Annotated in this window: 20 protein-coding genes; 10 read left to right on the top strand and 10 right to left on the bottom strand. The window is 74.0% G+C overall.

Annotated features, from left to right (window positions below; all coding sequences use genetic code 11):
* Positions 1 to 39: 39 nt before the first annotated feature.
* Positions 40 to 606 carry a GNAT family N-acetyltransferase gene (locus ACFW1A_RS24550; RefSeq protein WP_380411677.1) on the bottom strand — a complete coding sequence of 189 codons (567 nt, stop codon included), beginning with the start codon at positions 604 to 606 and terminating at the stop codon, positions 40 to 42.
* On the bottom strand, positions 603 to 1127 hold the full coding sequence (locus ACFW1A_RS24545; protein WP_380411674.1) for a GNAT family N-acetyltransferase: 525 nt from the start codon (positions 1125 to 1127) through the stop codon (positions 603 to 605). The genes ACFW1A_RS24550 and ACFW1A_RS24545 overlap by 4 nt, the downstream gene beginning before the upstream one ends.
* Positions 1128 to 1238: 111 nt before the next feature.
* On the opposite strand from ACFW1A_RS24545, the gene ACFW1A_RS24540 reads away from it, so the two are divergent.
* The 4 genes from ACFW1A_RS24540 (at position 1239) to ACFW1A_RS24525 (ending at position 3508) form a co-directional block, all read left to right on the top strand.
* The gene (locus ACFW1A_RS24540; RefSeq protein WP_380411671.1) at positions 1239 to 1832 is read left to right on the top strand and encodes a DinB family protein; all 594 of its coding nucleotides are present in this window, start codon (positions 1239 to 1241) and stop codon (positions 1830 to 1832) included.
* A 110-nt stretch (positions 1833 to 1942) separates the two neighbouring features.
* The gene (locus tag ACFW1A_RS24535) at positions 1943 to 2500 is read left to right on the top strand and encodes a hypothetical protein (protein ID WP_380411669.1); all 558 of its coding nucleotides are present in this window, start codon (positions 1943 to 1945) and stop codon (positions 2498 to 2500) included.
* A complete protein-coding gene (locus ACFW1A_RS24530; protein ID WP_380411667.1) occupies positions 2493 to 3080 on the top strand; it encodes a histidine phosphatase family protein in 588 nt (195 codons plus the stop codon). Before ACFW1A_RS24535 ends, ACFW1A_RS24530 begins: the two co-directional genes overlap by 8 nt.
* A 176-nt stretch (positions 3081 to 3256) precedes the next feature.
* On the top strand, positions 3257 to 3508 hold the full coding sequence (locus ACFW1A_RS24525; RefSeq protein WP_380411665.1) for a hypothetical protein: 252 nt from the start codon (positions 3257 to 3259) through the stop codon (positions 3506 to 3508).
* A gap of 74 nt (positions 3509 to 3582) precedes the next feature.
* Here the strand turns inward: ACFW1A_RS24525 and ACFW1A_RS24520 are convergent, their stop codons facing one another.
* Positions 3583 to 4365, bottom strand: a complete 783-nt coding sequence (locus tag ACFW1A_RS24520; RefSeq protein ID WP_380411663.1) for a hypothetical protein — start codon at positions 4363 to 4365, stop codon at positions 3583 to 3585.
* A gap of 214 nt (positions 4366 to 4579) precedes the next feature.
* Positions 4580 to 5647 (bottom strand): LacI family DNA-binding transcriptional regulator, encoded by a 1068-nt coding sequence (locus ACFW1A_RS24515; protein ID WP_380411660.1) that lies wholly within the window; start codon positions 5645 to 5647, stop codon positions 4580 to 4582.
* 237 nt (positions 5648 to 5884) lie between these two features.
* On the opposite strand from ACFW1A_RS24515, the gene ACFW1A_RS24510 reads away from it, so the two are divergent.
* From ACFW1A_RS24510 to ACFW1A_RS24495, 4 genes are all read left to right on the top strand, one after another.
* The gene (locus ACFW1A_RS24510; RefSeq protein ID WP_380411658.1) at positions 5885 to 7216 is read left to right on the top strand and encodes an extracellular solute-binding protein; all 1332 of its coding nucleotides are present in this window, start codon (positions 5885 to 5887) and stop codon (positions 7214 to 7216) included.
* Between the two features lie 61 nt (positions 7217 to 7277).
* On the top strand, positions 7278 to 8273 hold the full coding sequence (locus ACFW1A_RS24505; protein ID WP_380411654.1) for a carbohydrate ABC transporter permease: 996 nt from the start codon (positions 7278 to 7280) through the stop codon (positions 8271 to 8273).
* Positions 8274 to 8286: 13 nt separating this feature from the next.
* On the top strand, positions 8287 to 9132 hold the full coding sequence (locus tag ACFW1A_RS24500) for a carbohydrate ABC transporter permease (RefSeq protein ID WP_380411651.1): 846 nt from the start codon (positions 8287 to 8289) through the stop codon (positions 9130 to 9132).
* Between the two features lie 46 nt (positions 9133 to 9178).
* Complete coding sequence (locus ACFW1A_RS24495; protein WP_380411649.1) at positions 9179 to 10618, top strand: glycoside hydrolase family 1 protein; 1440 nt, start codon at positions 9179 to 9181, stop codon at positions 10616 to 10618.
* 49 nt (positions 10619 to 10667) lie between these two features.
* On the opposite strand, the gene ACFW1A_RS24490 is transcribed toward ACFW1A_RS24495, so the two are convergent.
* From ACFW1A_RS24490 to ACFW1A_RS24480, 3 genes are read right to left on the bottom strand one after another with little or no spacing between them, the layout of a single operon-like run.
* Positions 10668 to 11192 (bottom strand): PadR family transcriptional regulator, encoded by a 525-nt coding sequence (locus tag ACFW1A_RS24490; RefSeq protein ID WP_380411646.1) that lies wholly within the window; start codon positions 11190 to 11192, stop codon positions 10668 to 10670.
* A 13-nt stretch (positions 11193 to 11205) separates the two neighbouring features.
* Entirely contained in the window at positions 11206 to 13227 is a 2022-nt protein-coding gene (locus tag ACFW1A_RS24485) for an FAD-dependent oxidoreductase (RefSeq protein ID WP_380411644.1), read from the bottom strand.
* 22 nt (positions 13228 to 13249) lie between these two features.
* Positions 13250 to 14788, bottom strand: a complete 1539-nt coding sequence (locus tag ACFW1A_RS24480) for an MFS transporter (protein ID WP_380411641.1) — start codon at positions 14786 to 14788, stop codon at positions 13250 to 13252.
* Between the two features lie 151 nt (positions 14789 to 14939).
* Here ACFW1A_RS24480 and ACFW1A_RS24475 point away from each other — a divergent pair, with 151 nt between their 5' ends.
* On the top strand, positions 14940 to 15950 hold the full coding sequence (locus tag ACFW1A_RS24475; protein WP_380411638.1) for an Lrp/AsnC family transcriptional regulator: 1011 nt from the start codon (positions 14940 to 14942) through the stop codon (positions 15948 to 15950).
* Positions 15951 to 15972: 22 nt separating this feature from the next.
* Here the strand turns inward: ACFW1A_RS24475 and ACFW1A_RS24470 are convergent, their stop codons facing one another.
* The 3 genes from ACFW1A_RS24470 to ACFW1A_RS24460 all read right to left on the bottom strand — a co-directional run bounded on the left by ACFW1A_RS24470 (position 15973) and on the right by ACFW1A_RS24460 (position 18417).
* Positions 15973 to 16836 (bottom strand): hypothetical protein, encoded by an 864-nt coding sequence (locus ACFW1A_RS24470; protein ID WP_380411635.1) that lies wholly within the window; start codon positions 16834 to 16836, stop codon positions 15973 to 15975.
* Entirely contained in the window at positions 16829 to 17791 is a 963-nt protein-coding gene (locus tag ACFW1A_RS24465) for a terpene synthase family protein (RefSeq protein ID WP_380411633.1), read from the bottom strand. The genes ACFW1A_RS24470 and ACFW1A_RS24465 overlap by 8 nt, the downstream gene beginning before the upstream one ends.
* A 227-nt stretch (positions 17792 to 18018) precedes the next feature.
* Positions 18019 to 18417 (bottom strand): winged helix-turn-helix transcriptional regulator, encoded by a 399-nt coding sequence (locus ACFW1A_RS24460; protein ID WP_380411631.1) that lies wholly within the window; start codon positions 18415 to 18417, stop codon positions 18019 to 18021.
* Between the two features lie 162 nt (positions 18418 to 18579).
* Here ACFW1A_RS24460 and ACFW1A_RS24455 point away from each other — a divergent pair, with 162 nt between their 5' ends.
* Positions 18580 to 19170 (top strand): NAD(P)H-dependent oxidoreductase, encoded by a 591-nt coding sequence (locus tag ACFW1A_RS24455; protein ID WP_380411628.1) that lies wholly within the window; start codon positions 18580 to 18582, stop codon positions 19168 to 19170.
* Positions 19171 to 19268 lie beyond the last annotated feature (98 nt).

Below are 19268 nucleotides of genomic sequence, written 5' to 3'. Positions count from 1 at the left end.
GCCCCGGGGGGGGGGGGCCCCCCCGGCCGGACCAGCACGTCACTGCGGCGGCCGCCGCAGGTCCAGCATGCAGAAGACCTTGTCGTACCGCTGCTCGCCGACGGCCACGAAGTCGGGCAGCCGGCCGTACTCCGTGAACCCCAGCGACCGGTACAGGTGCAGGGCGCCGGCGTTGTCGCCGCGCGCGTCCAGGGTGAGCACCTCGATCCCCGCCCGCCGCGCGTCGGCGATCAGTGCGGCCGTCAACGCCCGTCCGACACCGCGGCCGTGGGCGGCCGCCTCGACCGCGACCTTCTCCAGGTCGGCGTGCGGCCGGTGGGTCGGCCGCGCGTACCGGACCCAGTACCCGAGTCCGACCAGCCGCTCGCCCAGGTAGGCGGCCCGCAGCGCCGCGTCCCCCGCCCGGGCGGCCGCCAGCACGCCGCCGAGCAGCTCGGCCACCTCCGGGCCGTCCGGCGGCTCCACCCACCCCAGGGCCGCCCCGCCCCGGACCAACCCCGCCAGGATCCGGTGCGCGCCCAGCTCGAACCGGGCCGCCCGGTCCTCGTCGGCGGCGAGCTCCGCCCCGTCCAGCAGCTGGAGCGGGGCCGCGGCGCCGCTGCTCACGCCCACCGGTCCGCGCGCAGCACGGAGAAGATCACCTGGTCGTGCCACCGGCCGCCGCGCCACTGCGCGGAGCGCAGCACGCCCTCGCGCACGAAGCCGGCCTTCTCCAGGGCGCGTTGCTCGGCCAGGTTGGCGCAGTCCGTCCACGCCTGGAGCCGTTCGGCCCGGGTGTGGTCGAACAGGTACTCCGCCAGCAGCCGCTGGGCCCGGGTGCCGATGCCCCGCCCGTGGGCCGCCGGCAGCAGCCCGATCGCCAGGGTCCAGCACGCGGACGTGTCGGGCCGCCCCCAACTGCCCGGGAACCACTCGACCCGGCCCACCGTCGCGCTCCCCTCCGCCACCGCGAGCACCCCGCCGTCCGGGCCGAGCAGTCCCGTCTCCGCGAACCGGCGCCGCAGCCCGGCCGGCGACCCGAACCCGAACCACTGGTACTCCCCGACCCCCTGCGGCCCGGCGAACTCCCGCTCGAACAGGTCGAGGTCCTCGGCGGTGACGGGACGCAGCGTGATCTCGTCCGGCATGCGGCGGCTCCTGAAGCGCTCGGCCACCCGGTCCGACCCCCGATGGTCGTGGTGGCAAGGAGCCCTGACTCTCCCACAGACCCGTCGGCCGCAGGTGGGAGACTCCTCCGTATGAAACCGAACGATCCCAAGGACGACCTGCACCGCTACCTGAACGCGGCCCGCGATGCCCTGCTCTGGAAGCTGGAGGGACTGTCCGAGTACGACAGCCGCCGCCCCCTGACGCCGACCGGCACCAACCTGCTCGGCCTGGTCAAGCACCTGGCCTGCGTCGAGCTCGAGTACTTCGGCCCGACCTTCGACCGGCCGCACGACGAAGTCCTGCCCTGGATCGCGGAGGACGCCGAGCCCAACGCGGACATGTGGGTCCCGGCGACGGAGTCGCGCGAGGAGATCGTCGGCCTCTACGCCCGCGCCCGGGCGCACGCGGACGCGACCATCGAGGCCCTGCCGCTCGACGCGCCGGGCCAGGTCGCCTGGTGGGGCGACACCGGCCGGGTGACGCTCCAGCGGATCATGCTGCACATGACGGCGGAGACCAACCGCCATGCCGGCCACGCCGACATCGTCCGCGAACTGATCGACGGCCGGGCCGGCATGCGGGAGTCCAACAGCAACCTGGGCGGTGGCGACGAGGCCTGGTACCAGGAGTACTGGACCAGGCTGGAGACGTCCGCCAAGGAGGCCCAGGCCGCGTCCGGCTGATCGGAGCCCGGCACCGAGCCCGGAGCCCGGAGCCGGAGAGCAGGGCGTCGGTAGTCGACCGGGTCGACTTCCGACGCCGGTTCCGGCGCCCACCCGGTAGCGTCGGCCCGGTGATCGACGATGCCACCACCTGGAACGAGCTCGCCGCCCTGCTGCCGGAGGCCGAGTCCGCCGACGTCCGGGACTGCTGGGCCATCGGGGAGCAGGAGGCCGGGCTCGACCTGCTCGTCTCGGGACTCCTCGCCCACCGGGTGCCGATCGGCGAGGCGGTCCGGGCCCGGATCTCCGTGATCGCCGAGGCCTGGGGCGAGCGGGAGCAGCTCACGCCCCGGCTCCTGCGGTGCCACGGGGACGGCGCCCCGGCCGACCTGCGGCTGCTCGACGACGGCACGGACCCGGACGACGGCTCGGCCGACCTCGTCCTCGTCCCGTGGATCGCCTGCACCCGCTGCGGCCGGGTCCTGCAGCGCGCCTACGGCCGGGAGAGCTGGGGCGGTCTGGGCGCCCTCCCCCACCACTACGCGATCACCTCGCCGGACGGCGCGACCGCCCCCAGGACCTTCCCGGACGACGCCGTGACCACCGCCTTCGCCGGCCTCCTCGCCGAGTGCGTCGGCCTCCCCGGACCTGCGGACGGACCGTCAGGTAGCGTGCCCTCCCATGGGTGAACTGATCGTGGTCCGGCACGGCCAGACGGAGTGGAGCCTGTCCGGCCGACACGCGGGCCGCACCGACGTGCCGCTGACCGCCGCGGGCGAGGCCGCCGCCGCGGCGCTCGCCCCGAAGCTGGCACGGCGCTCCCTGGTGGCCGTGTTCAGCAGTCCCCTCGGCCGCGCCCTGCGCACGGCCGAGCTGGCGGGCCTGACCGGCGTCGAGCCCGATCCCGACCTGGTGGAGTGGGACTACGGCGGCTACGAGGGCCTGACCGCGGCGCAGATCGAGCGGACCAGGCCGGGCTGGGACCTCTGGCGGGACGGCGTCGTCCCCGGCGACGCCGCCCACCCCGGCGAGCACCTCGACCAGGTGGCCGCCCGCACGGACGCCGCGCTCGCCCGGATCCGGCCACTGCTGGCGGACGGCGACGTCGCCGTCGTCGCCCACGGCCACCTCGCCCGCATCCTGACCGTCCGCTGGCTCGGCCTCGCCCCCTCCGCCGCCCGCCTGCTCGGCCACCCGCATCCCGGCACCCTCGGCTTCCTGACCACCGAGAACGGGCACCCGGTCGTCTCCGCCTGGAACGTCCCGTAGCCCCGGACCGGTCCGCCCCGGTCGGCGTCTGCGTCCGGTTCACCGCGGCCTGCCCCGGCTGCGGGGCGGTGGCGGCGTGTTCGGGCGGGCAGACCCTGATCCTCGACCGCCTGGAATGGAGCACCGAGTCCGACTGCGCCCGGTGCGGTCCCACCGTCGCGTGCGGGCGGGGGGAGATGCCCGCCTGGCTGCGCGAGCGGGTGATCCGCGCGCAGGGCACCGTGCGCCTCGAACTCCCGTCCCAGGGCGTCCGGACCGCGCTGGTCCTGAAGGTGGTCCGGGCGATGACGGCCGTCGGGCCGACCGCGGCCGGGCCGTTGCTCCGGTCGCTCCGGTCGGGTCGGCACCCGGCCACGCTGCCCGAGCTCGAACGGCTCGCGCGGGCCCTGCGCGCCGCCGGTGTCGAGGCCCGGACGGTCCGGGGCTGAGGCTTCGCACCGCGCCCGTGGCGTGCCGCCAGGGTGGCTGACCGTCGGGTGGGTGACCGTCAGGTGGTGCGCCGTCAGGAAACCGTTGCCCGGCACCCGCCGCAGCCCCGGAGCGGGCCCCAGGGGTCCTCCAGGCGGGCCAGGCCCGGGGGGTGCGGGAGCTCGGCCGCCAGGGTGCGCAGGCGGGCCAGGGCCGAGCGGGCCAGCGGGGGCGGGGTGCCGGGATCCCGGTACACCTCGTACAGGGTGTGGCCGGGCCCGTGCATCAGGTCCCACTCGCGGACGGTGTGGAACTGGACCTCGAAGACCGCGTGCCCGGACGGCTCCTCCCCCACCAGGTGGAGGCCCTTGTAGCGGGAGCCGGGGTGGTAGTAGTGCCGGGCGGCCAGGAACGCGATGTCCTCGGCCGCGGCGCGGGCGATGAACTCCTCGGCGGTCGGCACCAGCGCCTCCGCCTCCGGCACCCGCAGGGTGTACCGCAGCGCGTCGACCACCCGCACCGCGGCCGCCGCCGGGGTGCACGCGTGCTTCACGCCCAGTCGGCGCACCTTCTCGCAGGTGCCCGGCGCGCTCTTGATCCGGTTGTCCAGCCCCGCCGGCTCCGCCCACGGCGGGCAGCAGGACAGCAGCGCCGCGGTCACCGCGGGTTCCCGGGCCAGCAGCGGGGCGAGCCGGCCGGCCGCGTGCCAGCAGGCGGGCGCGCCGTACCCGGCCACCAGCGCAGCCGGGTCGAAGGCCGTCCAGCGGGGCCCGGGCAGCCCGGCGCCGGCCGCGGCCGGCCGCAACGCGTCCAGCGCCGCGACCGCCTCCGGCGCCCCGACGCACGTGTACGTCCCGTCGGCCCTGGCACGGCACACCGCGTCCCTCCCCGGGTGCCGCCCCCTGGACGCGCCCTGTGCGCACACGGCCCCTCCGTCCGGCTTACCACAGCCGTGACACGCCGTCAGTACGGGCTCGGTGCCCCGCCCCGACTCTCCCTCAACCCCCGGCGCGCACCGCGAAGTCCGGCGCTGCCGCCCCGACGCCGGGCAGGCCGGGCACGCCGGGCACGCCGGGCACGCCGACGCCGCGTCAGGCCGACTCGCGCACCACCAGCTCGGTCGCCAGCACCACCTGCCGCCGCGCGCGGCCCGGGTCGGCGATCTCCTCCAGCAGCAGCCGCGCCATCGTCCGCCCCATCTCCTCGATCGGCTGCCGCACGCTGGTCATCGCGGGGTCGGTGTGCCGGGCCACGATCGAGTCGTCGAACCCGATCAGCGCCACGTCCTGCGGCACCCGGCGCCCGGCCGCCCGCAGCTCCTGCAGCGCACCGGCGGCCAGCACGTCGGACGCGCAGAACACCGCGTCCAGCTCCGGCTCGCGCTCCAGCAGCTCGCGCATCGCCGCCCGCCCGCCCTGCTCGGTGAAGTCCGCCAGGCCGACCAGGGACTCGTGGTACTCCCGCCCCGCCTCCTCCAGCGCGGCCCGGTAGCCGCCGAGCCGGGCCTGGGCGACCTCCATGTCCAGCGGGCCGGTGATGGTGGCGATCCGGTGGCAGCCACGGCGCAGCAGGTGGCGCACCGCCATCCGGGCGCCGCCCGCGTTGTCGGCGGCCACGTAGCTGAGCGGCTCCTGGTCCCCGCGCCGGCCCGCCAGCACCGAGGGGATCCGCAGGTCCTCCAGGACGGTGGGCAGCGGGTCGTCGCGGTGCACCGCGACCAGCAGCACGCCGTCCACCCGCTGGGCCCGCAGGTAGGCCGACAACCGGTCCCGCTCCCGCTGGTTGCGCACCAGGACCAGGAGCAACTGCATGTCGGTGTCGGCGAGTTCGGCGGACACCCCGCTGATGATGTCGGAGAAGTACGGCTCCGAGAAGAGCCTGGTCTCGGCCTCCGGCACCACCAGGGCGATGGCGTCGGTGCGCGAGGTCACCAGGGTGCGGGCGGCCCGGTTGGGCACGTAGCCGAGCTCGGCGACGGCCTGCTCCACGGCGGCCTTGGCCTTCTCGCTGACCCGGGGCGAGCCGTTGATCACCCGGGAGACGGTGCCGCGACCGACCCCGGCCAGCGCGGCGACCTCCTCCAGGGTCGGCCGACCGGGGCCGCGGCGCTCCTCCTGGCCGGTCGGGGCCCCTGGTGGGCGGTGTGCGGTGGGGCTCATGGTCACCTCGTTGGGAACGGTCGGACGGGCAGGGCGTGCGTGCGCGGGGAGAGCGCCGTGGGGACGCGGGCCATTCTGACAGGTGTCGGCTCCAGGACACGCTGCGGTTACACCCTGGACTTCCCCCCTTGACACCGGACCCCGGGAGGCAGCAACCTTCCGGCAGGCCGCAAGTGGGAGCGCTCCCATACAGCGCTTCCACCGAGAGTACCCGACCACCCCCTCCAGGAGCCCACCTTGAACCTGTCCGCGACCACCCGCCCGCGCAGAACCGCCCTGCTCTGCGCGGGCGTGCTCGCCAGCACGGCGCTGCTGGCCACCGCCTGCTCCAGCAGCGGCTCCACCCCGAGCACCGGCGGTGGCAGCGCCGCGGCCGGCGGCGGCAAGATCACCCTGACCGTCGGTGACTTCGGCACCTTCGGTTACAAGGAGGCCGGCCTGTTCGACGCCTACATGGCCGCGCACCCGAACATCACGATCAAGGAGGACACCACCACCGCCGAGGCGGACTACTGGACGGCGCTGCAGACCCACCTCTCCGGCGGCGGTCTGGACGACGTGCAGGCCCTGGAGGTCGGCCGCATCGCGCTGGCCACCTCGGACGCGCTGAGCAGCAACTTCGAGGACCTGTCCAAGGCTCCGGGTGTCAACAAGGGCGACTACCTGCCGTGGAAGTGGCAGCAGGCCACCACCCAGGACGGCCGCACCATCGGCCTGGGCACCGACGTCGGCCCGATGGCCATCTGCTACCGCCAGGACCTCTTCCAGCAGGCCGGCCTGCCGACCGACCCGGCCGCGGTGGCCGCGCTCTGGGCGGGCGACTGGTCCAAGTTCGTCGACGTCGGCAAGCAGTACCAGGCCAGGGCGCCCAAGGGCACCTTCTTCATGGACTCGGCCACCGGCATGTTCAACGGTGTGGTCTCCTCCTCCACCACCCAGTACTACAAGGGCGGCAAGCTGGACTACAAGAACTCCCCCAGCGTGCAGAGCGCCTGGCAGCTGGCGATGCAGGCCGACGCGGCCGGCGAGTCCGCCGCGCTCAAGGAGTTCGACCCGCCGTGGCAGGCCGCCTTCGCGAACTCCACCTTCGCCACCACGGTGTGCCCGTCCTGGCAGCAGGCCAACATCCAGAAGTTCTCGGGCGCCAACAACTCCGGCAAGTGGAACATCGCCCAGGCCCCGGCGGCCGGCAACTGGGGCGGCTCGTTCCTGGCGGTGCCCAGCGCCGGCAAGCACAAGGCCGAGGCCGAGGCGCTGGTGGCCTGGCTGACCGCCCCCGAGCAGCAGGCCAAGGTCTTCCAGGCGGTCGGCAACATCCCGTCCAACCAGGGCGCCTACTCGCTGACCGCGGTCACCGACTTCAAGAACCCGTACATCGGCCCGAACGCCGCCACCGGCCAGATCTTCTCGGTCGCGGCCAAGGCGATCCAGCCGGCCGAGACCGGCCCGCACGCCGGTGACCTGCAGAACGACTTCAGCAACGGGATCCTGCTGGTCGAGCAGAACCACAAGAGCGCCACCGATGCCTGGAACACCACCGTCCAGCAGATCGACAGCAGCGTCCAGTAAGCCGCTCGGGGCCGGCGCCACCGCGCCGGCCCCGGCCCACACCCCGTCAAGGAGCCACCCCGTGGCCACCTCCACCGCCTCCACCGCCGCGCCCCCGAAGGCCGGCGGCCCCGCCGCGGCCGGGCCCGGCGCACGCCGCCAGCGACTGCGCACCCTGCTGTACCGGCTGGACAGCAAGGGCTCGCCCTACGTCTTCATCGCGCCGTTCTTCCTGGTGTTCGCCGCCTTCGGGCTCTACCCCCTGCTGTACACGGGCTGGCTCTCGCTGCACAAGGTGAGCCTGTACAACGTCAACCGCTCCCAGTGGGTGGGCCTGCAGAACTACTCCGACCTGTTCAGCGGCGCGCCCAGCCGGTTCTTCTGGAACGCGCTGTGGAACACCCTGAGCCTGGGCGCGCTCTCCACGATCCCGCAGCTGGTGATCGCGCTGGGCCTGGCCCACCTGCTGAACTACCGCCTGCGCGGCCGGACGTTCCTGCGCACCGCGCTGCTGGCCCCGTACGCCACCTCGGTGGCCGCGGCCACCCTGGTCTTCGCGCTGATCTTCAGCCCGGAGGGCGGCATGGCCAACTGGGTGCTGCACCTGTTCGGCGCCGGCCCGGTCAACTGGGAGGCCGGGCGCTGGACCTCGCAGTTCGCCATCTCGCTGATCGTCACCTGGCGGTGGACCGGCTACAACGCGCTGATCTACCTGGCCGCGATGCAGGCGGTGCCGGGCGACCTGTACGAGGCGGCGGCGATCGACGGCGCCAACCGGCTGCGCCAGTTCTGGCACGTCACGGTGCCCGCGCTGCGCCCGACCATCCTGTTCACGGTGGTGATCTCCACCATCGGCGCCACCCAACTCTTCGGCGAGCCGTTCCTGTTCGGCGGCCAGAGCGGCCACCAGGGCGGCGCCGACAACCAGTACGAGACGCTCGGCGTGCTGATGTACGACCAGGGCTTCCGCAACAGCATGCTCGGCCGGGCCAGCGCGATCGCCTGGACCATGTTCGGGCTGCTCCTGCTGGTCGGGCTGGTCAACACCCTGATCGCCCGGCGGCTGCGCCGTGACTGACCGGAGGAGAACCATGCGCCGAGCCGGCCGCACCCACGACGCGGGCCCGATCACCTACCTGGTCCTGGGCGTCGTCGCCCTGGCCTCGCTCTTCCCGCTGTACTGGACCCTGGTGGCGGCCTCCAGCGACGCCCACCGGGTGGTCCAGTCGCCGCCGCCGCTGGTCCCCGGCGGCAACCTGTTCAAGAACCTCGCCTACGTCTGGCACAACGCCGGCGGGCGCGGCATGGGCGTCGCCCTGCTCAACTCGACCCTGGTGGCCGGCTCGGTCACCCTCGGCACGGTCGCCTTCTCGCTGCTGGCCGGCTTCGCCTTCGCCAAGCTGCGGTTCGCCGGGCGCGGGGTGCTGATGGGCCTGGTGGTGGCCACCCTCGCGGTGCCCGCGCAGCTGAGCGTGGTGCCGCTGTTCATCCTGATGAAGCGCCTGGGCCTGGCCAACCACCTGGGCGCGCTGATCCTGCCCACCCTGGTCACCGCGTTCGGCGTCTTCTTCATGCGCCAGTTCCTGGTCCAGGCGCTGCCCACCGAGCTGTTGGAGGCCGCCCGCACCGACGGGGCCAACTCGCTGCGGATCGTCTGGCATGTCGTGGTGCCGATCGCGCGCCCCGCCATGGCGGTTCTGGGCATGCTGACCTTCGTGCAGTCCTGGAACGACTTCCTGTGGCCGATCATCGCGATGAACGGCGCCACCAACCCGACCGTGCAGGTCGCGCTCGCGGGCCTGGGCACCGGCTGGTCCACCGACTGGTCGGTGATCATGGCCGGCGCGCTGATCGGCACGCTGCCGCTGCTGCTGGTCTTCCTGCTGTTCGGCAAGCACATCGTCGGCGGCATCACCCAGGGCGCCGTCAAGGGCTGACCCGTCCCCCCTTCCGTCCCTTCTTCGCCATGGGAGCGCTCCATCCATGACTCTGGTATCCCCCGCCACCGATCTCCTCACCTTTCCGACCGGCTTCCTCTGGGGCGCGGCCACCGCCGCCTACCAGATCGAGGGCGCGGTGCGGGAGGACGGCCGGACCCCGTCGATCTGGGACACCTTCAGCCACACGCCGGGCAAGGTGCACGCCGGTGACACCGGCGACCAGGCCTGCGACCACTACCACCGGTTCCCCGAGGACGTCGCGCTGATGGCCGAACTGGGCCTGCAGGCGTACCGGTTCTCCATCTCCTGGTCCCGGGTGCAGCCCACCGGGCGCGGCCCCGCGGTCGAGCGCGGCCTGGACTTCTACCGCCGGCTGACCGACCGGCTGCTGGAGGCCGGCATCCAGCCGGTCGCCACCCTGTACCACTGGGACCTGCCGCAGGACCTGGAGGACCTCGGCGGCTGGCCGGCCCGGGAGACCGCCGAGCGGTTCGGCGAGTACGCGGCGCTGGCGGCCGAGGCGCTCGGCGACCGGGTCGCGGTCTGGACCACGCTCAACGAGCCCTGGTGCTCGGCCTTCCTGGGCTACGGCTCGGGCGTGCACGCCCCCGGCCGCACCGACCCGCGGGACGCGCTGCGCGCCGCCCACCACCTCAACCTGGGCCACGGCCGCGCGGTGGCCGCGCTGCGCGCCGGGCTGCCGAGCAGCGCCAGGATCGCGGTCAGCCTCAACCTGCACCAGGTCCGCCCGCTCACCGAGTCGGCCGCCGACCAGGACGCCGCCCGCCGGATCGACGCGGTCGGCAACCGGATCTTCACCGGTCCGATGCTGCACGGCGGTTACCCCGCCGACCTGCGCGCCGACACCGCCCACCTGGTGGACTGGGACGAGCTGGTCCAGCCGGGCGACGAGGCGGCGATCGGCGCGCCGATCGACCTGCTGGGCATCAACTACTACACCCCCACCCTGGTCTCGGCCGCCGCTCCCGGCACCGCCCCCGGCGAGGCCGCCCGGAACGACGCGCACGGCGCCAGCGACTTCTCGCCCTGGCCGGGCTCGGAGCAGGTCCAGTTCCACCTGCCGCCCGGCGACACCACCGCGATGGGCTGGGCGATCGACCCGTCGGGCCTGTACGACCTGATCACCCGCACCAGCCGGGACAACCCGGGCCTGGCGCTGCTGATCACCGAGAACGGCGCGGCCTTCGAGGACGTGCTGACCCCCGAGGGCGAGGTCCACGACGCGGAGCGGATCGCCTACCTGCAGAGCCACCTGGCCGCGGTGCACCGCGCGATCGCCGACGGGGCGGACGTGCGCGGCTACTTCCTCTGGTCGCTGCTGGACAACTTCGAGTGGGCCTACGGCTACGCCAAGCGGTTCGGCGCGGTGTACGTGGACTACCCCTCGCAGCAGCGCACCCCGAAGGCCAGCGCGCACTGGTACGGACGCGCGGCCCGGCGCAACGCGATCCCGGAGGCCTGATCCGACCGGTGGGCGCGGCGCCGGACGCGCCGTGCCCACCGGTCGGACGTCACGCCAGTTCGTCCAGCGTGTCGGTCAACCAGTCGATCCAGAACCGCTCCAGGTCGATGCCCGCGGTGAGCACCCGGTGCTGCAGCCGGTTCTCGGCGGCGGCCCGCTCGGGCGGGAAGTCGTGCCGCTCGATCTCCCGGTACTGGGCCAACTGCCGCCGGTGCAGCTCCAGGTGGCGTTCCAGCTCGGCCCGCAGGCCGTGGCTGCCGACCACCCCTGCCGCGCGCAGCCGCAGCACCAGGGCGTCCCGCACCGGCTTCGGCTCCTGCGGTTCGGCCACCCAGTCGGCCAGCGCGGCGCGGCCGGCCGGGAGCACCTCGTACGCCTTGCGGCTGCCCCGGCTGGGTTGCTGCGGCAGCGCGCGGATCCGGCCGGCCGCCTCCAGCCGGCCGAGTTCCCGGTAGATCTGCTGGTGGGTGGCCGGCCAGAAGAAGCCGATCGACTTGTCGAACCGCCGGGTCAGCTCCAACCCCGAGGAGGGCTTCTCCAGCAGGGCGGTGAGGATGGCGTGCGGCAGCGACATCGGAGCAGTGTAACTAGAGCGTCGCGGCCAGTCGGGTGCCCTGGTCGATGGCGCGCTTGGCGTCCAACTCGGCCGCCACGTCGGCGCCGCCGATCAGGTGCGGCTCGATGCCGTGGCCGCGCAGGCCGTCCACCAGGTCGCGGCGCGGCTCCTGGCCGGCGCAGAGCACCACGGTGTCCACCGCGAGCAGCTGCGGCTCGCCGTCGACGGTCACGTGCAGGCCCGCGTCGTCGATCCGCTCGTAGCCGACCCCGGCCACCATGGCCACGCCCCGGTGCTTGAGCTCGGTGCGGTGGATCCAGCCGGTGGTCTTGCCGAGGCCGGCGCCGACCTTGCTGGCCTTGCGCTGCAGCAGGTGCACGGCGCGCGGCGCGGCCGCGCGGACCGGGGGCACCAGGCCGCCGGGGGTGCTGTGCGCGGTGTCCACCCCCCACTGCTCGAAGAAGACCGCCGGGTCCTGGCTGGCCCCCTTGCCCGGGTCGGTGAGGTACTCGGCCACGTCGAACCCGATCCCGCCGGCGCCGACGATCGCCACCCGCTCGCCCACCGGGGCCTTGTCCCGCAGCACGTCCAGGTAGCTGAGCACCTTCGGGTGGTCGCTGCCGGGGATGCCCGGGTCGCGCGGGGTGACGCCGGTGGCCAGCACCACCTCGTCGTAGCCGGCCGCCGCCAGCTGGTCGGCCGTCACCTCGGCGCCCAGCTTCAGTTCGACCCCGTGCTCGGCGAGCTGGTGGCGGTAGTAGCGCAGGGTCTCGTCGAACTCCTCCTTGCCCGGCACCTGGCGGGCGATGTTCAGCTGCCCGCCGACCTCGGGGGCCGCGTCGTGGAGGGTGACGGCGTGCCCGCGCTCGGCCGCCGAGACGGCGAAGGCGAGCCCGGCCGGGCCGGCCCCGACCACGCCGATCCGCTTGCGCAGCTTGGTCGGCGAGAGCACCAGCTCGGTCTCGTGGCAGGCCCGCGGGTTGACCAGGCACGAGGTGATCTTGAGGCTGAAGGTGTGGTCCAGGCAGGCCTGGTTGCAGCCGATGCAGGTGTTGACGGCCTCCGGCGTGCCGGCCGCCGCCTTGTTGACGAAGGCCGGGTCGGCCAGCAGCGGGCGGGCCATCGAGACCAGGTCGGCGTGCCCGTCGGCCAGCAGCCGCTCGGCGAGCTCGGGGGTGTTGATCCGGTTGCTGGTGACCAGCGGGACCGAGACCGCGCCCATCAGCTTCTTGGTCACCCAGGCGAAGGCGCCGCGCGGCACCGAGGTGGCGATGGTGGGGATGCGCGCCTCGTGCCAGCCGATGCCGGTGTTGATGAGGGTGGCGCCGGCCGCCTCGATCGCCTTGGCCAGCTCGACCACCTCGGCCAGCGTGGAGCCGCCGGGGATCAGGTCCAGCATGGAGAGCCGGTAGATCAGGATGAAGTCGGGGCCGACCCGCTCGCGCACCCGGCGCACGATCTCCACCGGGAAGCGCATCCGGTTCTGGTACGAGCCGCCCCACTCGTCGGTGCGGTGGTTGGTCGGCGCGGCGATGAACTCGTTGATCAGGTAGCCCTCGGAGCCCATGATCTCGACGCCGTCGTAGCCGGCCTGCTGCGCCAGCTCGGCGCAGCGCGCGAGGTCCTCGATGGTCTGCTCGACCTGCTCGGCGGTCAGCTCGTTCGGCACGAAGGGGCTGATCGGCGCCTGCAGCGCGCTGGGCGCCACCAGCTGCGGGTGGTAGGCGTAGCGGCCGAAGTGCAGGATCTGCATCGCGATCCGGCCGCCGGCCCCGTGCACCGCCTCGGTGATCGCCCGGTGCTCGGCCACCTCGTGCTCGGTGGTGAGCTTGGCACCGCCGTCCCAGGGGCGGCCGGCCTCGTTCGGGGCGATGCCGCCCGTGACGATCAGGCCGACACCGCCCCGGGCGCGCTCCGCGTAGAACGCCGCCATCCGGTCGAAGCCGTTCGGCGCCTCCTCCAGACCCACGTGCATCGAGCCCATGATCACCCGGTTGGGCAGCGTGGTGAAGCCCAGGTCCAGCGGGCTCAGCAGGTGGGGGTAGGCGGACATGGCGGCTCCTCGCAGCAGGTTGTTACCGAAGAGTAGGGGTCGCCGCGGGCTCTGTGCAACCAGTTTCAAAACCCACCGCCGGCGCCGGCTCCACCGGGCGCCCCACCAGCAGCAGCACCAGCACCGCACCCAGCAGCCCCAGGCCGCCGGAGACCAGGAAGGTGTCCCGCAGTCCGGCCGCGAAGGCGGCGTGCACCAGCGCGCTCAGCGCGCCCCGCTCGTCCGGCGCGGCCCGGCCGAGCAGCTGCCCGGCCCGACCCGCCGTCAGCGCGTCCGCCAGCGCCTGCGGCCCGGCCACCGCACCCGCCCGCAGCCGGTGCACCACCCCGGCCTGGAAGACCGCGCCCAGCACCGCGATGCCCAGCGCGTTGCCCAGCTGGCGCGCGGTGTTCAGCGCCCCGCCGGCCATCCCGCTGCGCTGCGGCGGCACCGCCGCCATCGCGGCCGCCGCCATCGCGGGGGTGGCCAGCCCGACCCCGACCCCGGTCACCAGCAGACCCGGCACCAGCACCGGCCAGCTCGACCCGGCCCCGATCAGCGCCTGCAGCAGCGCGCCCGCCCCGATCAGCGCCAGCCCGGTCCCGATGGTCAGCCGCGGCGGCGCACCGTGCAGCCGCCGGCCCGCCACCGCCGAGGTGACGAAGGCGGCCGCGCTCATCGGCACCAGGCCGAGCCCCGCCGCCACCGGCCCCAGCCCGCGCACCGACTGCAGCCAGAGCGAGGAGTACACCAGGTAGGAGAAGGCCGCCCCGGAGAGCAGCAGCCCGCCCAGCAGCACCCCGGTGAAGCCCGGGTTGCGCAGCAGCGCGAGGTCGAACATCGGTGCCCGGCCGCGCGCCTGGACCAGCACGAAGACCAGCAGCGCGACCGCGCTCAGCGCGAACCGGGCCAGCGTCGCGGTCGAGCCCCAGCCGTCGGCCGCACCGCGGATCAGCGCGTAGGTCAGCGCGCCGGCGGCGACCGTGAAGCTGACCAGTCCCGGCAGGTCGAGACCGCGGGCCTGCGGATTGCGCGACTCGCGCACCGCGCGCAGCGTCACGGCCACCGCGAGGACGCAGACCGGCAGGTTGATGAAGAAGATCCACCGCCAGCCCAGCTGCTCGGTGAGCAGCCCGCCCAGGATCGGCCCGAACGCGGCCGCGGCCCCGTTCACCGCACCCCAGACGCCGAACGCGATACCCCGCTCGCGCCCCTGGTAACTGGTGTTGAGCAGCGCCATGGTGGTGGCGAACATCGCGGCGCCGCCCACCCCCTGCACGGCCCGGAAGGCGATCAGTTCGCCGGCCGTGCCGGCCAGGCCGCAGGCGAGCGAGGCGGCGGCGAACAGCACCAGCCCGCCCAGGTACAGCCGGCGCCGGCCGAACCGGTCGGCCAGCGAACCGGCCCCCAGCAGCAGCGCGGCCAGCGCCAGCGCGTAGGCGTCCAGCACCCACTGCAGGTCGGTGAAGTCGCTGTGCAGTCCCTGGGCCATGTCGGGCAGCGCCACCGTGACGATGGTGACGTCCACCAGCAGCATGAAGGCCCCCAGGCTCACCGCGGTCAGCGGTAGCCACTTGCGCATCGTTCTCTCCTCGTCGGGCACGGTCGGTCGGCCCGGTCGTCGGGCCGGTTCTGTCAGCCCGAGTACCGTCGCACCGCCGTGGCGCCGACCCCGCACCAGGACGACGGATCCGGTGGATTCCGACACTTGCGCGGCTGGCATGATGGAAACCATGACCGTGACCGAGCTCGACGAACTGGACCGCGCCATGGTCGAGGCGCTGATGATCGACGGCCGGGCCGCGTTCAGCCGGCTCGCCGAGGTGCTGCGGGTCTCCGACCAGACGGTGATCCGGCGCTACCGGCGGCTGCGCGGCGAGGGGCTGCTACGGGTGGTCGGGCTGCCGGTCGGCCACCGGGTGGGACTGGTGGAGTCCTGGCTGCGGCTGCAGTGCACCCCGGACGCGGCGCTCGCGGTGGCCGACGCCCTGGCCCACCGCCCCGACCTCGCCTGGGTCACCCTCAACTCCGGTGGCACCGAGGTGCAGTGCATCACCAAGGCGCGCAGCCGCGAGGAGCACGACGAACTGCTGCTGCACCGGCTGCCGCGCACCCGCCGGGTGCTGGGCATCAGCGCGCAGTCCATCCTGCGGGTCTTCTCCGGCGGCCCGCTGCACTGGCACGGCCTGGCCCGGCTGACCGAGGAGCAGCGGGACGCGCTGCTGCCGCCGTACGACTACCGCCCGGCCGGCGGGCCGCGCCAGCCGCTGGACCGGGCCGAGCTGGCGATGCTCGCGGTGCTGGCCCGGGACGGCCGCACCGGCTACCCGGAGCTGGCCCGCGCCGCCGCGCTCTCCGAGTCCACCGCGCGCCGGCGCCTGGAGCAGTTGCGCGAGCGCGGGGCGTGCTTCTTCGACGTGGAGATCGATCCGCGGCTGCTCGGCTTCGAGACCCAGGCGACGCTGCTGATCACGGTCGCGCCGGGCGACCTGGCCGCCGCCGGGGCCGCGCTGGCCGCGCACCCGGAGGTCCCGTTCGCCGCCGCCGTCACCGGCGCGGCCAACCTGGTGGCGATCACCGTCTGCCGGGACACGGACGCCTTCTACACCTACCTGACCGAGCGGATCGGCGCGCTGCCGGGCGTCCGGCACGTCGAGGTGCTGCCGCAGCTGCGGACCGTCAAGCGGGCCGGGATGCTCACCGACGGGCTGCGCCTGGTGGATCCGCCCGCCGCCGCGCGCTGAGCGGCCGGTCGGCCGGGCGCGGTCAGCCGAGCGGCACCGCCAGCGGCAGCACCACCGCGGTCTCCATGAAGCCGCCCAGGATCCGGCCCGCCCCGCCGGCCGGCCCCGCGGTGATCGCCCAGCGGGTGTAGGAGAGTTCGGCCGGCTCGCCGCGCCGCCGGTAGCGCTGGTGCTTGACCCGCCGCAGCAGGTCGCTGTCCGGCCGCCAGCCCAGCATCCGCTCGGCCTCGCGCAGGTCGGCCGAGCCCGGTGGCGCGTCGGGTCTGGACAGCCCGCCGGCCAGCGCCTCCTGGGCCAGCCGGCCGCCCGGGGCGTTGGTCAGGTGCAGCACCGGTCCGGCCTGCGGCTGCACCACCGCACCGACCGTGGTGCGGTCCGCCCGGGCCAGCGCGATCCAGGTCCACCCGGTCAGCGCCTCGTAGAGCGGCAGCGTCCCCCAGTTGTGGTCCAGGTAGGCGCTGGCGTCCAGCCGGAACAGCCGCGCGCCCCAGCGGACCGAGCCGATCGCGGTGCCGGACGGCATCTTGACCCACCAGTAGGCGCTGCGCCCGGACTTCTCGTCGTGGCAGAGCAGGCTCTTCGACGGCCCCCAGGCGCCGGTGCGGGCGGCCAGCGCCAGGTCCAGGCTGAGCCCGTCGGCCGCCACCCGGATCCGGTACTGCCCGAAGTCCTCGCGCACCAGGCCGTCCGCCCACGGCTCGCCGCGCCGCGCGGGCTCGTCCACCGGCAGCCGCCAGCTCGCGTACTCGCCGTCGGCCAGGCTCAGCGCGCTGATCGACAGGTAGGGGGTGGACCCGCCGACCAGGTCGGTCCGGTGCACGGTGAGGGTCAGCATCAGGCGCTCGTCGACCACCTGGAAGTACCACCACTCGAAACCGTCAGACACGGGCCTCATCCGTCCGGCCGTGCCCGCCCGTGTCGCCGGGTGCGCTGTACCGCGGCCGACTGTTGTGGAAGTCGTAGTTGCCCCGCACCACCGTGCCGTAGGCCCGGGCCACCTGGGTGGCCTGGGAGTGCCGCGGCACGTCGCGCACCGCGGCCTGGAACGCCGCCAGGGTGCGCACCGCGATGGTCTCCACGGTGCGCACCGCGTCCCGCAGGTCGGCGCCGTCCACCTCGTGCACCACGAGCACGGCGTTGTGCTGGTTGCCCTCGGCGCGGTCGCGGGTGATCGAGCAGAGGTCGTTGTACAGCCCGCACCACAGCGCGCCGAGCTCGCGGGCCCGGGCGAGCGCGGGCGCCTCGCGCACCGGGGACGGCAGGTCGACCCCGCTGGCGTACTCGGCCAGGTGCATGCAGGTCTGGATGTTGCTGCTGAGCCGCCGGTGGGCGAGGAACTCCACCACGGTCATCGAGCGCCGGCGGTCCCGGTCGTTCGCCTCGGTCACCAGGGTGCCCAGCCAGGCCGCGGTCTCCGCCCGCAGCGCCTGCCGCCAGGCGGGCGAGCGCCCGGCGTACAGCGGGCCGTAGACCTCGCCGACCGGGCCGGCCGCACGGGCCGCGCGGGCCGCCTCCTGGGCGTCCAGCTCCTCGATCAACTCGGCCACGGCGCGCGCGGTCTGGGCGGCGTTCAGGGTGTGCGCGTCCAGCGCGTCGTCCACCAGCCAGCTCCAGATCGCGAACCGGCAGAGCGCGGCCAGCCGGTCGGGCGGCGCCTGCGGGTAGCACAGGCCTATGAACAGGTCCGGGGCGGTGCGCTCCATCCGGTCCCGGTCCCCCGGCCCGGCGAGCAGCCCGGCGCCGTCGGCCCAGGCGTACATCTGCCGCCCCGCCGCCGCCAGACCCGGCACCTGACGCGGCGCGTTCACGGCCGTGCGGCGACCGCCGGAAGTACCGTCCACCTGCACCCCCACGCGCCCCTGTGCTTCCCTGTGCATCCGCTTCGCTCCCCACGGAATACCGCAGGACCGTCCCCCTGGAAACCCGTACTGATAAACGGTTCGGCAACGGCGAAATTTGTGTTCGAATGGACGCCGCTGCCGACCGGCGAGGCGCAAGAGTACTACCGACCCTGTTCACACCACAGCTGACGGCGGATCTGCTGACAGCACGTCAACAACGGTCGGGACTAAGCCTCCCTGGCGTCGTATTCCTGCTGCGCCTGCACCACCTGGGGCATCCGGCCTTCCAGCAGGTCAACCAACTGCGAAACCCGCTCGGCCACTTCTCGACCGAGTTCGGTCAAGCAGTAGTCGACCCGGGGCGGATTGGTTTGCTGGGCCCGGCGATTCACCAGCCCGTCCCGCTCCAGCGCGTGCAGGGTCTGCGAGAGCATCTTCTCGCTCACGCCGTCCACCCGGCGACGCAGTTCGTTGAACCGGAAGCTGCCGTCGCTCAGGGCCACCAGGGCCAGACCGCCCCAGGCACTGGTGACGTCCTTCAGTACCTGCCGGGACGGACAGGCCCGACCGAAGACGTCGTAGGGCAGCTCGTCGTCCGCCGCCGACGGACCGGTCTGGGTAGCCATGCGCACATCCTACCCTCCTCGCCGCGGATTCCACAGCGCTAACCCGAGGGTTGCGCTTTCGATTAGAAAGCGCTTTGCTTCTGCCAGCACGCTGCGGCGAGCACCCGCCGGTCGGCACCGCCGATCGGGTCCGACCACCGGTCCACCACCTCAGGAGTCCTCGTGACCACCCCCGTCATCGCCATCGCCTACCACTCCGGCTACGGCCACACGACCGTGCTCGCCGAGGCCGTGCAGGCCGGAGCGGCCGGCGCGGGCGCCACCGTCCACCTGGTGAACGTGGACGGGATCACCGACGCCCAGTGGGAGCTGCTGGACGCCGCGGACGCCGTCGTCTTCGGCTCGCCGACCTACATGGGCACCGCGACCGGCACCTTCCACGCGTTCGCCGAGGCCAGCTCGAAGCGCTGGTTCACCAAGGCCTGGCAGGACAAGCTGGCGGCCGGTTTCACCAACTCCGGTGCCATGAGCGGCGACAAGCTGCACACCCTGCAGTACTTCGCACTGCTCGCCGCCCAGCACGGCATGACCTGGGTGAACCTGGCCCTGCACCCGGGCTGGAACAGCTCCGAGGCCTCCGAGCAGGACCTCAACCGGCTGGGCCTGTTCCTGGGCGCCGGCGCCCAGACCAACATCGACCAGGGCGCGGATGCGGTGCACAAGGCGGACGTGGCGACCGCCGAGCACCTCGGCCGCCGGATCGCCGAGCAGGCCCGGGTCTTCGTCACCGGGAAGGCGGCGCTCGCCTCCTGAACCGGCGTGCACCGGCACCGGGCGGTTCGCCGGCGCAGCGTCCAGATGGCGCAGTGCACCCGGCCGGCCGGCCGAGGTGACCAGGTGCGGCCCGGGGC

This window comes from Kitasatospora sp. NPDC058965 (assembly GCF_042741245.1).
In the GTDB taxonomy this organism is placed as follows: Bacteria; Actinomycetota; Actinomycetes; order Streptomycetales; family Streptomycetaceae; genus Kitasatospora.
The sequence above is the reverse complement of the archived record's forward strand: the minus strand, read 5'-3'. Positions and strand labels throughout refer to the sequence as shown.